Source organism: Chitinophaga sp. W2I13 (assembly GCF_050434005.1).
Classification (GTDB): Bacteria; Bacteroidota; Bacteroidia; order Chitinophagales; family Chitinophagaceae; genus Chitinophaga.
In genome coordinates, this window is sequence record NZ_JBNPWD010000001.1 from 3,185,672 (window position 1) to 3,200,607 (window position 14,936).

The 14,936-nt window shown below is 48.0% G+C and carries 12 protein-coding genes; 3 read left to right on the plus strand and 9 right to left on the minus strand.

Features of this window, described 5'->3' with window-relative positions; all coding sequences use genetic code 11:
• Positions 1-5 precede the first annotated feature (5 nt).
• The 8 genes from QFZ48_RS13170 to gldA form a co-directional block, all read right to left on the minus strand.
• The gene (locus tag QFZ48_RS13170) at positions 6-1,196 is read right to left on the minus strand and encodes a Gfo/Idh/MocA family protein (protein ID WP_429062575.1); all 1,191 of its coding nucleotides are present in this window, start codon (positions 1,194-1,196) and stop codon (positions 6-8) included.
• A gap of 20 nt (positions 1,197-1,216) precedes the next feature.
• Positions 1,217-2,434 carry a nucleoside permease gene (locus tag QFZ48_RS13175; protein ID WP_370908476.1) on the minus strand — a complete coding sequence of 406 codons (1,218 nt, stop codon included), beginning with the start codon at positions 2,432-2,434 and terminating at the stop codon, positions 1,217-1,219.
• A 104-nt stretch (positions 2,435-2,538) separates the two neighbouring features.
• The gene (locus QFZ48_RS13180; protein ID WP_429062576.1) at positions 2,539-3,267 is read right to left on the minus strand and encodes a YqjF family protein; all 729 of its coding nucleotides are present in this window, start codon (positions 3,265-3,267) and stop codon (positions 2,539-2,541) included.
• A 1-nt stretch (position 3,268) separates the two neighbouring features.
• The gene (nth, locus tag QFZ48_RS13185) at positions 3,269-3,916 is read right to left on the minus strand and encodes an endonuclease III (protein WP_429042311.1); all 648 of its coding nucleotides are present in this window, start codon (positions 3,914-3,916) and stop codon (positions 3,269-3,271) included.
• Between the two features lie 39 nt (positions 3,917-3,955).
• Positions 3,956-4,174 carry a hypothetical protein gene (locus QFZ48_RS13190; RefSeq protein WP_429042309.1) on the minus strand — a complete coding sequence of 73 codons (219 nt, stop codon included), beginning with the start codon at positions 4,172-4,174 and terminating at the stop codon, positions 3,956-3,958.
• A 112-nt stretch (positions 4,175-4,286) separates the two neighbouring features.
• Positions 4,287-4,598: an FtsB family cell division protein gene (locus QFZ48_RS13195; RefSeq protein ID WP_429042307.1), complete on the minus strand. Its 312-nt coding sequence runs from the start codon at positions 4,596-4,598 to the stop codon at positions 4,287-4,289.
• Positions 4,599-4,686: 88 nt separating this feature from the next.
• Positions 4,687-5,976 (minus strand): phosphopyruvate hydratase, encoded by a 1,290-nt coding sequence (gene eno / locus QFZ48_RS13200; protein ID WP_079471070.1) that lies wholly within the window; start codon positions 5,974-5,976, stop codon positions 4,687-4,689.
• Positions 5,977-6,073: 97 nt separating this feature from the next.
• Positions 6,074-6,994 (minus strand): gliding motility-associated ABC transporter ATP-binding subunit GldA, encoded by a 921-nt coding sequence (gene gldA / locus QFZ48_RS13205; protein WP_429042302.1) that lies wholly within the window; start codon positions 6,992-6,994, stop codon positions 6,074-6,076.
• Positions 6,995-7,362: 368 nt separating this feature from the next.
• Between gldA and QFZ48_RS13210 the strand changes: the two genes are divergently transcribed.
• Complete coding sequence (locus QFZ48_RS13210) at positions 7,363-9,051, plus strand: M23 family metallopeptidase (RefSeq protein ID WP_429042300.1); 1,689 nt, start codon at positions 7,363-7,365, stop codon at positions 9,049-9,051.
• Positions 9,052-9,082: 31 nt separating this feature from the next.
• Positions 9,083-9,544: a thioredoxin-dependent thiol peroxidase gene (bcp, locus tag QFZ48_RS13215; protein ID WP_429062578.1), complete on the plus strand. Its 462-nt coding sequence runs from the start codon at positions 9,083-9,085 to the stop codon at positions 9,542-9,544.
• A 199-nt stretch (positions 9,545-9,743) separates the two neighbouring features.
• Here bcp and QFZ48_RS13220 read toward each other — a convergent pair whose 3' ends face one another.
• Positions 9,744-11,294: an SUMF1/EgtB/PvdO family nonheme iron enzyme gene (locus QFZ48_RS13220; RefSeq protein WP_370908468.1), complete on the minus strand. Its 1,551-nt coding sequence runs from the start codon at positions 11,292-11,294 to the stop codon at positions 9,744-9,746.
• Between the two features lie 153 nt (positions 11,295-11,447).
• On the opposite strand from QFZ48_RS13220, the gene porU reads away from it, so the two are divergent.
• Complete coding sequence (gene porU / locus QFZ48_RS13225) at positions 11,448-14,849, plus strand: type IX secretion system sortase PorU (protein ID WP_429062580.1); 3,402 nt, start codon at positions 11,448-11,450, stop codon at positions 14,847-14,849.
• The last annotated feature ends 87 nt before the right edge of the window (positions 14,850-14,936 follow it).

A 14,936-nucleotide genomic window follows, 5' to 3' on the forward strand; every position in this document is an offset into this window, starting at 1 on the left:
AAAGATCACAATACCTGTTCAATGATCTGCCCGCTCACTTTATCTTTCAGGATCAGTTTTTTAGCCCCGAAATGTGTCATTTCTTCTTTTACGAGGTAATACTGATCATTATATTCTGTTAAGGTTTTTGCTTTGGTAACTCCTTCCTGTCCGCGCCAGATTTCCAGTTGCACCGGTTCCCACTGTTTGGTGGCAGCGCTTTTATAGGCCGCATCAAGGATAGCATTTACCACATAGCCGTCGTAAAACGTTTCATTGGCTTCCTTACCGGCTTCCATGGCATCAAACATATTGGTGAACATGTGATTATAGCCCAGTTCATTCAGTTCATCGCCTACAGGAAACAACCAGCCGGAATTACTTTCGGCTTTCTCTGCTACGTAATCGGCGCCTTTGCCGGTGGTAAACATATCAAAGCCGGTGCGCAGGAAGCTGTTGAGCCAGATGGTTCCTTCCGTGCCCATTACTTCATCGCGCAGATCGAGGCCGCCGCGAAAAGTCCAGCTTACTTCAAACTGGCCGATAGCGCCGTTCTCATATTTAACGAGGCCAATAGCATGGTCTTCCGCATCAATCGGTTTTACCTGCGTATCTGCCCAGCACATCACTTCTACCGGCTTAATATCCTTCCCGATAAAGTTGCGGCCAATTTCCACGCAGTGGCAGCCCAGGTCCAGGATGCAGCCGCCGCCGGCCTGTTCTTTATCCCAGAACCATTCGCTGTGGGGACCAGGATGCGTTTCCCTGGACTTGGCCCAGAGGATCCTTCCCAGCGCACCCTCTTTCACGCTTTGCAGTGCTTTCAGGAATTTGGGAGTGTACACCAGGTCTTCCAGGTAACCATGGAAGATGCCCGCTTTTTCTACCGCTTCCAGCATGCGCTTCGCTTCCGCTGCATTACGTCCCAGCGGTTTGGTGCAGATCACTGCTTTTTTGTGCTTGCAACAAAGGTTGACTGCTGTTTCATGCAGGTTATTGGGAAGAGATACACAAACTACGTCTACTTCCGGACGGGCAATGGCAGCTTCCATTTCCGTGGTCTGAAAAGCAACATCGTAATCTGTGGCGAACTTTTGCGCGCTTTCTTCCCGGCGGGAATACACACTTACAATTTTATCACGGCTACGCTGTCCCTGCAGGGAGTCGGCATAGAACCGCGCAATAAAACCTGAACCAAGCATTGCTATTTTTGCCATAATAATCGTTTTGCCGATGATTAATGTTTAACAACCGTATTCTTATTACTATCTCTGAAAAACAACATAAACAATACTAATACTACTGCGGCAATACCCGCGGGGATCAGCCAGATGGTATGCCAGTTGTGGCTGTTGGCGCCTGTTTTATATGCGTCTACAATAGGGCCGGAGATGATAAAACCAATTAACATTCCTACGCCATAGGTAGCCAGTGTTACAAAGCCCTGTGCGGAGCTTTTGAATTCCTCACCTGCAATTTTATCGGTATAGATCTGCCCGGTTACAAAGAAGAAATCGTAACAGATACCGTGTAAGATGATACCTACGATCAGCATCCAGTAGTTGGCGTCGATGTCGCCGAAGGAGAACAATGCGTAGCGCACCACCCAGGCGAGCATACCTAATGCCAGCATTTTCTTTACGCCTAACCTGGCGAAGAACAGCGGCATTACCAGCATGAACAGGAACTCCGACATCTGACCCATGGATTGCTTGCCGGCGGCAGCGTTCATGCCTATTTCGTTCAGGAATGGATTGGTGAAGTTATAATAAAATGCCAGCGGAATACAGATGGCAATAGAGGCGAGGAAGAACAGCAGGTAAGAGCGGTTTTTCAGCATCCGGATGGCATCCAGGCCGAGGATTTCTTTTACAGAGATCTGTGTGCCTTTTTTTGCCGGCGGTGTTTTAGGCAGCGTGAAGCTGAACAATCCCAACAGGAGGGAGGCGCCTGCGGCCATTTTAAAGGTAAGATCGAGCGAATTGGTTTTTTCCCACTGCAGCCACCCGATGAGTAAGCCCGCGATAATCCAGCCCACGGTGCCGAATACACGAATAAAAGAAAACTCTTTACTGGGATCACTCATCTGCCGGAAGGAGATGGAATTAACCAACGCCAGGGTGGGCATGTAAAGGATCATATAAATGAGCAACACCGGGTAGAAGCTGTCGTAGCTGGTCATGCCCGAGCAGGTCCATAACAGCGCTGCGCCGGCGAGGTGTATTACCCCGAGGATGACTTGTGCAGAAATAAACCGGTCGGCAATAATACCCACAATAAAAGGCGCAATTACGGCGCCGATGGACTGCGTAAGAAAGGCATAGCCTACCTGGGTATCGGTGGCGCCCTGCAGATTTTTTAATACGAATGTGCCCAATGTCACAAACCATGCGCCCCAGATAAAAAATTCCAGGAACATCATAAATGATAGTTGTACCCTAACAGCTGATCTCATAGCGACTAATGCTTTATTGATTGAATCTTGATGAACCGCTTAAGATAATAAAATTTCGTAATTGCGGCGTGAAATTATTGATGGATAACAGAAACTTCTGCGGTTCACAAAGTACTGTTCCTGATCTTTTTACCGGGCATTACCGTAATGCCGGAGCCGGCGGCGAGTAAAGCACTTGTGGGTGTTTGTTGCAGCATGTTTTCAAACGCGGCGCCGTATAATAGCCGGGTACTGCAATGATAATCAAATCCGGTGACCGGGTGAATGTCCCATTGCGGATGCGTTACCTGGTATTCACCGGTGGTTTGGTGATCAAGGCGGGTATAGCCCCAGTAATGGTCTGTAATAAATTGTTCTTCACTGCCGGCAATGATTGGCTGACGCGCCTGCATGGCGGTAGCCGACAAATGATTCCATTCGTTTTTCACTTTCCAGCGGTAAGCTACTTTCAGGGTGGCCTCATCGGGGTTTTCCCAGGAGTGGCTCATGATGTGGGTGGCATACTTCTCACCGTACAGGTTATTGGCCACAAAGGTGATGAGCGCCTTGGGCACCAGTTCCTTTACAAACACAACTCCACGTTTCCATTCACCGGCCTGTTTGTATCGTACGTAGAAGCGGAGGTTTACTTCTTCAAAAGTGCGGTGACCGGGAAAAGAGAATCCTTTCACCCGTGTGTCCTGGAAAAGAAAGCCAACGAGGCTTATGTAAGTGGTATTGTTCCAGGTATCGAGTTCTGTATGCGCCGGTACATACGCCTTGAGTACGGCGGGATCTGCTTCAAAGTTGATCATCAGCAGGTTTTTCCAGTCGGCGGTGAGGAATGGACGCATATCAGCTGGCCTTTACAAGTTTTGCGTAATATTTACAGGCGGGCCTTAGTCCGCATTCGCCGCACTTCGGGCTCCGGGCCACGCAGATATAGCGGCCATGCAAAATGAGCCAGTGATGGGCGATGTGTACTTTTTCTTTCGGAATATTTTTCAGCAGCTGCAGTTCAGTTTGCAGCGGTGTTTTGGCGTTGGTGGTGAGTCCTATCCTGGCAGACACCCTGAATACGTGGGTATCTACGGCCATGTTGGGTTGCTGATGTACTACGGAGGTGATTACATTGGCTGTTTTGCGGCCTACGCCGGGCAGTTTTATCAGTTCTGGTACGGTAGCGGGTATTTCGCCGTTAAAGTCTTCCACCACCATTTGTGCCATCCCGATAAGGTGTTTGGTTTTATTATTGGGATAGCTGATGCTCCGGATGAGGGGAAACAGGTCGTCGAAGGTGGCTGTGCTGAGGGCATATACGTCCGGGTACTGCGCAAAGATAGCAGGGGTGGTCATGTTCACCCTTTTATCGGTGCATTGTGCAGACAGGATAACGGCTACCAGCAGTTGGTATGGATTGTCGTAGATGAGTTCCGTTTCGGCATTGGGAGCATGTTCCTCAAAGTATTTGAGAACAAATGCATAACGCTCTTTTTGAGTCATGCCATAAAGATAGGAAAAATGAAAAAAGTATGGTCGCTGTTACTGTTCTTCCGCTTTTTGTTTATTGGCGGCGTAGTCGAAAATCAACTGGAGGGTGGCTACTCTTGGCGCATAACGTACGGTGTTCAGGGCTGCTTTGGTGTTGTCAAAGCTGGCTTGCTCTTCCCGGGTTAAAGAAAGATCCTCCTGGTGATGTTTTATATCGCTTTTAGTAACAAGACACAGGGTTGAAAGTACAGAAAGTGTAAAATTACTCATGCATTATTATTTTAATACTAATAATAGGTTCTCTTTTATAACGGATTTTGCCCGGAATCTATTGTTAATTTAAGATAAATTTTTAAGATGCACAAGGGGAAAGGAGGCGGAGTTATTGGGCGGGTGCAGGGGTGATAATGAACAGGTCTTCATTATCTTTTTTCATATAGTATTTTTCGCGGGCAAATTTTTCCAGTTTTTCGGGGCTGGAAAGCAGTTCCTGTTGTTCTTCGCGGGTTTGTTTGATTTGCTGGATAAAGAATTCCTTCTGGTTTTCGAGTTTGTTTACCTCTGACTGAAACTGGTATTGGTACATGAGGTTGGTTTTGTCCAGGAAGGCGATCCAGATTACAAAGGCAGCAAAAGCTATGAAGAACTTATTCTTCAGGACCTTTGGCACTTTTATAAATTTTAATCCGGACATACAGCAATTTACAAATCATTTTTGGATTTCAGATATCCGGCGGTGATGTTGCCGGATATCCGAGATCCAAAAGTTTTTTCCCGAAGGATTATTTTTTAACACTGATAGAGTTGGTAGGATAGATCGCTACTTCGCCCAGTGCTTCTTCAATACGGAGTAACTGGTTGTATTTCGCCATACGGTCGGTACGGGAAGCGGAACCGGTTTTGATCTGACCGCAGTTCAGTGCTACAGCGAGATCAGCGATGGTAGTATCTTCTGTTTCGCCGGAACGGTGGCTCATGATGGAAGTGTAACCGGCTTTGTGCGCCATGTTCACTGCATCGATGGTTTCTGTTACGGTACCGATCTGGTTTACTTTTACGAGGATGCTGTTGGCGATACCTTTATCGATACCTTCTTTCAGGCGGAGTACGTTGGTTACGAACAAGTCGTCGCCTACCAGCTGTACGCGGTTGCCTACTGATTCGGTCAGTTTTTTCCAGCCATCCCAGTCATCTTCTGCCATCCCATCTTCGATGGAAACGATCGGATATTTATTTACCCATTCAGTCCAGTAAGCTACCATTTCGTCGCTGCTGATTACTTTCTGGGAGCTTTTGTAGAATTTGTAGCTCTTGGTAGCGTCGTCATACATTTCGCTGCTGGCGGCATCCAGGGCAATAGCTACCTGGGTACCTGGTTCGTAGCCGGCTGCTTTGATGGCTTCCAGTACAGTTTCGATAGCTTCTTCATTGCTCTGGATTTCAGGAGCAAAGCCGCCTTCGTCACCTACATTGGTGCTGTATCCTTTCTTTTTCAGTACGGATTTCAGGTGGTGGAAAATTTCCACGCCCCAGCGCAGGCCTTCAGAGAAAGAAGGAGCACCTACTGGTACGATCATGAATTCCTGGAAGTCGATTTTATTATCCGCATGCGCACCACCATTGATGATGTTCATTAAAGGAATTGGGAGGGTGAAAGCGTTTACACCGCCGAGGTAGCGGTACAGTGGCTGGTTGCTTTCTTCAGCAGCAGCTTTGGCTACCGCCATGCTCACTGCCAGGGTAGCGTTAGCGCCCAGTTTAGCTTTATTAGGAGTACCATCTAATTGAATCAGCATCTTATCAATACCGGCCTGGTCCGTTACTTCCCAGCCAATCAGTTCTTCAGCGATGATATCGTTTACATTACTTACGGCCTGCAGTACGCCTTTGCCCATGTAAACAGCCTTATCATTATCACGCAGTTCTACTGCTTCGTGTTTACCGGTAGAAGCACCGGATGGAACTGCTGCGCGGCCAAAATGTCCGTCTTCTGTGGTTACATCAACCTCAATTGTAGGATTACCACGGCTGTCGAGGATCTGCCTGGCATGGATTTCTGAAATGATACTCATAATTCGAAAAGTTATTATTGTTAGCTATTTATTTAGCATCTGGCGTTAGCTGCGGCTGTTAGTCCCTTCACCACTCCCGGGTTGCTAAAGGCTACAGTTAGTTGCCGGAGGCTTTTGTCAGTTCCCGGAAAATTGTTTCCAGGCTCTGTGAATTGCTCTGCAAAGAAAGTATGTTCCTGTTATTAATCAAAGCAAATTGTAAGAGGTTTTTTCGCACTTCATCTACCTGACTGGTAAATAACTGCCAGCTATGGTCTTCCCGGGCCACCACACGGCTTATGCCGGTGATTGCCAGTAATTCGGCTTCGCTTACCGGCTCCGCAAAGGTAACCTGTAAATAACCATTCCCGGTGTTGTTTTGCTGGATTAACGATAATTTATCGTCGGCGATGATTTTTCCTTTGTTAATGATGATTACCCGGTCGCAGAGCGCCTCTACTTCCTGCATAATATGCGTGGAAAGGATCACCGTTTTATTGGCCCCCAGTTCCCTGATCAACCGCCGGATATCCGCCAGCTGATTGGGGTCCAGCCCGGTAGTGGGCTCGTCGAGGATCAGTACTTCCGGATCATGCAGCAGGGCCTGTGCCAGTCCAACCCGTTGTTTATAACCATTAGACAATGCGCCGATCTTTTTGTGCCGCTCCGGTTGAAGCCCCGTTAGCTCAATTACGGATGTAATCCGCTGTGCGCCTGCCTTTCCCAATTGATGGATGCCCGCCACAAATTCCAGGAACTCCCGGATATACATATCATAATACAGGGGATTGGACTCGGGCAGATATCCTACCCTTTTCCGTACCTCCAGCGATTGCGACACAATATCAAACCCGCATACACTGGCCTTCCCGCTGGTAGGCGGTAAGAAACCGGTGATCATCTTCATGGTAGTGGATTTCCCCGCGCCGTTTGGCCCCAGGAAACCAGTGATCTCTCCCTTTTTTAGCTCGAAGGAAATAGCATCCACCGCCCGTTGTTCGCCGTATACTTTACTGAGTTCTGATACCTGGATAGACATGTATGCTTGCACGTTTTGCGGGAACTAATGTACTTAAAAAAGCGGATTTACGCGGATTTTGTCTTTTTCGCTGATTACACTGATTATGCTGATTATTTTGATGTTGTTTTTAATTTTTGGGCAGATGAATAACGGATATACTACTATTGAATTTCGGGCTTTTAAACGGCTGTGTTTAACACGTATACGGGCATACGAAAATGGAATTGCCAGCCACTGGCATGAACCTGTTCCCATCTCTCAAAACACAAAAGCAAAACACAAAAGCAAAACACAAAAAAGCAAAATCAAAGTAATCAGCATAATCAGTGTAATCAGCGAAAAAGACAAAATCCGCATAAATCCGCTTTTCCCTACATTTGCATATTATGAAGAGAGTCATCGGTCTACTTTGTTTGCTTCCGCAACTGTTACAGGCGCAATCCATCCCGGTAAAGGACTATCCGCAAGGCTATTTCAGGAATCCATTAAATATTCCGATCATACTGGCCGGTAACTTCGGGGAGCTGCGGCCCAACCACTTCCATTCGGGGATGGATATTAAAACCCAGCAAAAGGAAAATCTGCCGGTACACGCAGCTGCGGATGGCTATGTAAGCCGCATCGGCGTATCACATACCGGCTTCGGGAACGTACTTTATATTACTCACCCTAACGGCTATACGACAGTATACGCCCATCTCAACGCCTTTTTTCCTGCCCTGCAGCAATATGTGAAAAAGCAGCAATACCAGGCGGAAAGCTGGGCCAGCGACCTTGCCATTCCCGCCGGCATGTTCCCCGTAAAAAAGGGCGACTTTGTAGCCTGGAGCGGTAATACAGGCGGATCTGCAGGCCCGCACCTGCACTTTGAAATCAGGAACACAACAACAGAAAAACCACTGAACCCCTTGCTCTTTGGTTTCGATATCGCAGATACCAAAGCCCCGGATGTATACCGCCTGGCGATATATGACCGGGAGAAAAGTATTTACGAGCAAAAGCCACTCATAATACCAGTGAAGAAAGTGGGCGGCGAATATGTAACCACCCAGCCGGTTGTTAAAATTAATGCAGCGCAGGCGGGCATTGGCCTAAGCGCCATCGACCGGATGAATACCGGTAATATCTATGGCATTTATGAAGTGACCCTGTTCCAGAATAATGAACCAGATATCGATTTCCAGCTGGATAACATCGGGTATGAGGAAACCCGTTACCTGAACGCACACATCGATTATAAAACAAAGAAAGGCGGCGGACCCTACTACCAGCTGGTGTTTTCCCTGCCCGGAAATAAACTGGATATTTACCACGACCTGAAAGGTGATGGTACCATTCACCTGTCGGACGGCGCTGTACATAATGTAAAGCTGCTGGTAAAGGATGCCTACGGCAATACTTCTACGGTGAAACTGGCCCTGCAGCAGTCAGGTACAGACGATGCACAGAAAGCATGCGCCAACACCATGTACCCCGATTCACGTAATATCTTTGAAAATAACCAGGTGGAATTTTACCTGGATGAGACAGCGCTCTACGACCAGGTATGTTTCAATTACCTGGAAACAGCGTCTGTAAGCACCAAAGCATATTCCAATGTATACCACCTGCACAATGCGCTGGTGCCTGTGCACGACTTCTTTGATGTACGCCTTCGCGCCACCCGTAATGTTCCGGAAAACCTGCAATCGAAAATAGTGATGGTGAGAGAAGGACAGGGCAGCAGCACTTCCGCCACCACGCTGGAAAACGGCTGGTATAAAGGCACTTTTCGCGACTTCGGCAACTTCCACCTGGAAGTAGATACCGTGGCGCCAAAGGTAACCCCGCTGGGCGTGAAGCCGGGCGCTGTTCTTTCAAAAGCTGCCAAAGTATCTTTTGCTATGAATGATGCCAGCGGTATTAAAAGCTACCGTGCAGAACTGGATGGCAAATGGTTGTTGTTGTCGCGGAGAAGTAACGTACTTACCTATACGTTTGATGAACATTGTGAGCCGGGATCGCATATCCTGGTACTGAAGGTAACCGATGTAGCCGGAAATGAAGGCAGCTACAGATTATCATTCAAACGTTAAAATATCATTTCAAACAGCTAAAACCGTAAATATGGGAAACTTAAAAGAAGGCGATAAAGCGCCCGTTTTCAAAGGAAAAGATCAGCATGGCAAAACCGTATCCCTCACCGATTTTAAAGGCAAACGGGTAGTGCTGTATTTTTATCCGAAAGATATGACTCCTGGATGTACGGCCCAGGCCTGTAACCTGCGCGACAACTATAGTACCCTGCTGAAAAAGGGATACGCCGTGGTAGGTGTAAGTACCGACAGCGAGCAGAGTCACCAGAAATTTATAGAGAAATATGAACTGCCATTTACTTTACTGGCAGATGAAGATAAAAAGATCGTACACCAGTATGGTGTGTATGGCGAAAAACAAATGATGGGCAAAACATATGATGGTATTCACCGTACTACTTTCCTCATCGATGAAAATGGTGTGATTGCGCATATTATCAAAAAGCCTGACACAAAGAACCACACAGAGGAGATCCTGGAGTTATGGAAGTAAGCGAAGGTTGTCTTTCACGCTGATTATACTGATTACCCGGATTTTTACTTTTTGGATTTTTTAAGATTTTATGGATAAAAATTAAGGGAGATAAAAGCGAATATCCGCTTATATCTCCCTTAATCATTTATAAATCAAAAAGTAAAAATCCGGGTAATCAGTAAAATCAGTGTAATCCTGAGAAAGACAACCTCCGCATCTATCGTTTCTGGCGTTGTTTCTTGAACAGGTTACCTGTTTTGAACTTGTTGCCTTCAGGGCTACCTACACGGTCCATTGCGCAACGGAAGCCAACGGTGTTAGTGGCCATATCTTCCTGCATGTAACGGCGTGTACCTGGTGAAAGCCAGTAAGCACGGTCGTTCCAGCTACCACCTTTAATCACGTGTGATTTGTCATTGATCAGGGTAGTGACACCATAACCATATTCCACCTGTGAAAGGGAGTCACCATCGAGGTAGTTGATTACATCACCCTTCTGGTAGTTAAGACGGTTGGCACTTTCTTCATCAGTTACATCACGCATTTTCAGGTGACCAAGACTGTCTTTTTCGAACTCTTTATTTTCGTTCTGGTAAACAGTCTGGAATTTATTACCACGGAAGTAGTTGAAGTCTTCCCCATCGATCGGGTTCAGTGGTCTGTATACGTCCAGTACCCATTCTGCTACGTTACCGGACATGTTATAGATGCCGAATGTGTTAGGGTAGAAGGAGCGGATAGGACCAGGGATGGAAGCACGGTCGTTCAAGCCGCCGGCCACACCCATGTTATCACCGGAACCACGCTTGAAGTTGGCCAGGAACTGACCCTGCATGGTACCGCGGCGGATATCACGTAAGCCGCTGGTATTGGTTCCCCAGGAGTAAACCTGTTTGTTCATGATCAGCTCTTCCCCGTGTTTGCCTTCTTTTTTGGAAGGACCGGGGTTCTGACCTATATAACCCAGTGCGGCGTATTCCCATTCTGCTTCTGTTGGAAGACGGTAGTTGGGTAACATGATACCATCTTCAAAGGCAGCATTGCGGGGCGTACCATCGGAATTTTTGAACTGGTCTTTCGTACCCTTCGACATTTTACCGGGTGTACCTTCGTATAAACCGGCGGTGTAAGACTTAGTGTCAAAGGTGTTGTCGTCTGACTGGTTGCCTACATCCGCTTTGGAGAGGAGACCTTTGTCCATCAGCAGTTTCTCGTTTACACGGTTGGAACGCCATTTACAATAGTCGGTTGCCTGTTTCCAGGTAACACCTACTACGGGATAGTCGTTGTAAGCCGGGTGACGGAAATAATATTCTACCAGTGGCTCATTGTAGGCCAGCTCACTACGCCATACCAGGGTGTCCGGCATTGCGTTGCGGTATACGTCCGGGAATGATTCCCCGTATACGCGGTTCAGCCAATAGAGATATTCGCGGTAATGTACGTTGGCTACTTCAGATTCATCGATATAGAAGGAGGAAACAGTAATACGGCGCGGAATATTATTCCAGTCGCCCATTACATCCTGTTCCGTAGCTCCCATGGCGAAAGTACCACCCTGTACAAAAACAAGGCCCGGACCAGTTTGCTGGTTCACGTTTTTTGCTACGCTGAAACCGCCCATTTTCTGGTCGTTATAGTTCCAGCCCGTAGCGGAAGAAGATTCCTTCTTCTTACCGAAAAGTCCCCCGCCGTCTTTATGACAGGCACTCATGGATAGCATTACGCTGGTACCTACGAGCAATGATAAAGAGGTTAATCTACGCATGCGATACAGCTTTAGTCTAGTATATTTACAGTAAACGCAAATGTACTCTTTTTTATTTTATGGCGAAAAAAATTAATTTGTAATTTGCTGCCAATCGTTCCCGCTGATAAGGGTCTTTCTACATCAACCGGCCGAAAAACTGCGATTAAGGTAATGAAACTCAATTATATTTTTATAGGTCTTTTCCTGCTTTCTTTTTTAGGGAAACGGGAAATATATGCCCAAAGCAGCCTTCGGCAGTATAAAAAAAATTCTGTACTGGCCTCAGGCAACTGGTACAAGATAGGTATCAGCGCCCCCGGTATCTATAAAATAGATGTAACCTTTCTCCAGAGTATGGGGATCACCGGGTTGTCATCTGCCGGGTTGCGGCTTTTTGGAACCGGAGGGCAGATGCTGGCCGAACCCAATCCGGCCCCGCGGTACGACGATCTGCCGGAAGTGGCCCTGCACGTGGAAGACGGCGGGGACGGCATGCTCAATGGCAGCGACTATGCCCTTTTTTACGCCCCCGGACCACATCGCTGGCTGTATAACAGCAGCACTAAAACCTTTACCCATCAGCGGAACCTGTATGCGGATACCGCCTGGTATTATATCACCACGGGCGGAACAGGGCTCCGGGTCGCCGCAGGGGATGAGCCGGCGGGAGCCACGCCTGAATATACCTTTGATTATCACGACTTTTATGAAAGAGACAGCCTAAATTTCCTCAATAGCGGCAAACAGTGGTGGGGGCAGGAGTTCAGTAAGGTAGTGGGCTTAACGCGCAGCTACCGGTTTAACCTGCCTTCCCCCGGAGAAGGAAAAGTATGGGTAAGCATGCGGGCATCTGCACGAAGCAGCGTTGGGAGCAACTTCAATGCCACCATAAATAAATTGCCGGCTGTAACCAATATGTACCTGCTGCCGGTAACAGGTAATATTTTTGCAGGGGTAGCTACTGCCGCTGCCGCAACAGGCGGGGCAGATGCCGGTCAGCCGGAACTGGAAATAGGCGTGGAATTTTTGCCGGGAAATATCAACGATAAAGGCTGGCTGGATTACCTGGAAGTGCAGGCCCGCTGTAAGCCGGTGATACCAGCTACCGGTATGCTGGATTTTCGCAGTACCCGTTATGCCGGCAGCGGGCAACCCAGCCGGTTCGCGGTACATAACGCCAACACGCAAACGTATATCTGGAATGTTACGGACCCGTTGAACCCGGTGGTGATGAAAACAACCCTGCAAGGGGATTCCCTGCTGTTTACGGGTAAAAACGACCAGTTGCATGAATACATTGCTTTCCGCGCCGCTGCCGCCGGGAAGCCTGATTTCGCAGGAACGGTGCCCAATCAGGATCTGCATGGCCAAGGGCCGGCAGATATGCTCATTATCACCACACGCGCGCTCCTGCCGCAGGCGGAGCGGCTGGCAGCCATGCACAGGGCCGCCGATCAGCTGTCGGTGCAGGTAGCCATCATCGATCAGGTATACCAGGAGTTTGCCTCCGGAACACCCGATCCCACCGCGGTGAGGGACTATGTAAAAATGTTTTACGACCGCGGACCCGCACCCCGTTACCTGTTGTTGTTCGGCGCCGCCTCCTATGATTACCGGCAACGTGTAAAAAATAATACGAACAATATCCCTTCCTGGCAAAGCGAAGCCTCGCTCGATGCCATCCGGTCGTATGTATCCGACGATTACTTTGGGATACTGAAAGATGAAGGGGATATCACGGGAACGGCTAAACCGGATCTGCTGGATATCGGCATTGGCCGTATTCCTGCGCGCAACGAAGCGGAAGCCCGCCTGGCGGTGGATAAGATCCTGCGCTACCGGCAGCCGGAAGCGTTTGGCGCCTGGCGTAACCAGGTAACTTTACTGGCCGATGATGAAGACGATAACCTTCATTTCGATGATGCGGAAAAAATGGGGACCATCCTTTCCGGCGACGCGAAACTGCTGAATACAGATAAGATCTATGCAGACGCTTATCCGCAGGAAACAGGCAGTTCCGGCCCGGTGTACCCGGAGGTAAACAAGGCTATAGCCTTAAAGATCAATAAAGGAACGCTGGTGTTGAACTATACCGGTCATGGCAGTAACTCCCGTCTGGCCGCAGAAAACATCATGGATGCAGGTAGTATAGCCGACTGGCATAATGAGAATAAGTTACCGCTGTTTATTACCGCTACCTGCGATTTTGCGCCGTATGATGATCCGGGTATCACGTCATTGGGACATAAGATATTACTGCAGCATACCGGCGGCGCCATTGCGCTGATGACCACCACCCGCGCGGTTTTTTCTGCTTCCAACCAGTTGATGAACGCTAATTATTTAAAAGTGGCCTTCACACCACTGGCAGATGGGCGTATGCCTGCGTTGGGCGCCGCTGCCATGCTGGCCAAGAACCTTACCTACAGCAGTTCCGGCGATGCGGTGAATAACCGGAAGTTCCAGTTACTGGGCGATCCGGCGCTTTCCCTGGCATTCCCAGCTTACCGGGTGATCACTGATTCCATTAACGGCAGGGCTGCTACGGGACAACCCGACACGGTGAAAGGACTCGGCCTGTATACGGTAAAAGGCCATATAGAAGATGCGCAGGGCAACCCGGTACCGGCTTATAATGGCATTATGTATACAACGGTGTATGACCAGCCGGCCCTGTTGAAAACCCGTGGCAACGATGCCGGCAGCCAGGTGGCGGGTTATAAATTGCAGCGCAATCTGTTGTTCCAGGGTACACAAACAGTAAATGGTGGCAGATTTTCTTTTACATTTGTGGCCCCCGGAGATATCAGGGAAGGCGACGGCAGAGGGAAAATCAGTTATTATACCAGCAACGACCAGCAGGATGGCAATGGTTATTTTGATAATTTCACCACCGGTGGCCAGGTGGTTCCGCCAGTAGCTGATGTCAGCGGTCCAACGATAAATGCCTGGCTCGATAGCCGCAGTTTCCGGAGTGGAGATATTACAGGCCATGATCCTTTATTGATAGTGGACCTGGCAGACAGCAGCGGCATTAATATTTCAGGGAATAACGAACTTTACCTGCTGACCGCAATTCTGGATAGTACAGAATATATTGTGTTAAATGATTATTTTGGGGCATCTTTGGATAGCTATAAAAAGGGTAACGTACTTTTCCCGTTAAAGGGATTGTCAACAGGAGAACACCGGATTACAATCAAAGCATGGGATTCCCGGAACAATGGTGCTGCTACCACCATTTATTTCAAAGTAGCAGACCAGGGAGTACTGACTGTAGATGAAGTGAGGAACTTTCCGAATCCTTTTCATGATGTAACACGGTTTTCTTTTTTACACAACCGGCAGGGAGAAGAGCTTGAACTCACGTTACAGGTGTTTACGTTAGGAGGAAAACTGGTAAAAACTATGCGTAGCACAATAATTTCCACAGCAGGCCGTTTTGAGGGCATGCCCTGGGATGGTCGAAATGATTCGGGAGCAAAACTGTCCTCAGGATTGTACGTGTACAGGATAACAATCAAGACTTCCACGGGAATGAAGATAAAGGGTGGTAAGCTGGTGTTATTATAGCCTATGCAGGAAAATAATTTTTACCATTATCCCAAATAAACCCCTTTCTATGTTATATTAATAAATAAGATTATTTTTACATCCTTA

Coding starts and splice junctions, on each gene's coding strand:
- porU (WP_429062580.1), top strand. CDS start 11,448: ATGAAACTCAATTATATTTTTATAGGTCTTTTCCTGCTTTCTTTTTTA.
- QFZ48_RS13170 (WP_429062575.1), bottom strand. CDS start 1,196: ATGGCAAAAATAGCAATGCTTGGTTCAGGTTTTATTGCGCGGTTCTAT.
- QFZ48_RS13180 (WP_429062576.1), bottom strand. CDS start 3,267: ATGCGTCCATTCCTCACCGCCGACTGGAAAAACCTGCTGATGATCAAC.
- QFZ48_RS13175 (WP_370908476.1), bottom strand. CDS start 2,434: ATGAGATCAGCTGTTAGGGTACAACTATCATTTATGATGTTCCTGGAA.
- QFZ48_RS13195 (WP_429042307.1), bottom strand. CDS start 4,598: ATGTCCGGATTAAAATTTATAAAAGTGCCAAAGGTCCTGAAGAATAAG.
- QFZ48_RS13210 (WP_429042300.1), top strand. CDS start 7,363: ATGAAGAGAGTCATCGGTCTACTTTGTTTGCTTCCGCAACTGTTACAG.
- QFZ48_RS13190 (WP_429042309.1), bottom strand. CDS start 4,174: ATGAGTAATTTTACACTTTCTGTACTTTCAACCCTGTGTCTTGTTACT.
- QFZ48_RS13220 (WP_370908468.1), bottom strand. CDS start 11,294: ATGCGTAGATTAACCTCTTTATCATTGCTCGTAGGTACCAGCGTAATG.
- bcp (WP_429062578.1), top strand. CDS start 9,083: ATGGGAAACTTAAAAGAAGGCGATAAAGCGCCCGTTTTCAAAGGAAAA.
- eno (WP_079471070.1), bottom strand. CDS start 5,976: ATGAGTATCATTTCAGAAATCCATGCCAGGCAGATCCTCGACAGCCGT.
- nth (WP_429042311.1), bottom strand. CDS start 3,916: ATGACTCAAAAAGAGCGTTATGCATTTGTTCTCAAATACTTTGAGGAA.
- gldA (WP_429042302.1), bottom strand. CDS start 6,994: ATGTCTATCCAGGTATCAGAACTCAGTAAAGTATACGGCGAACAACGG.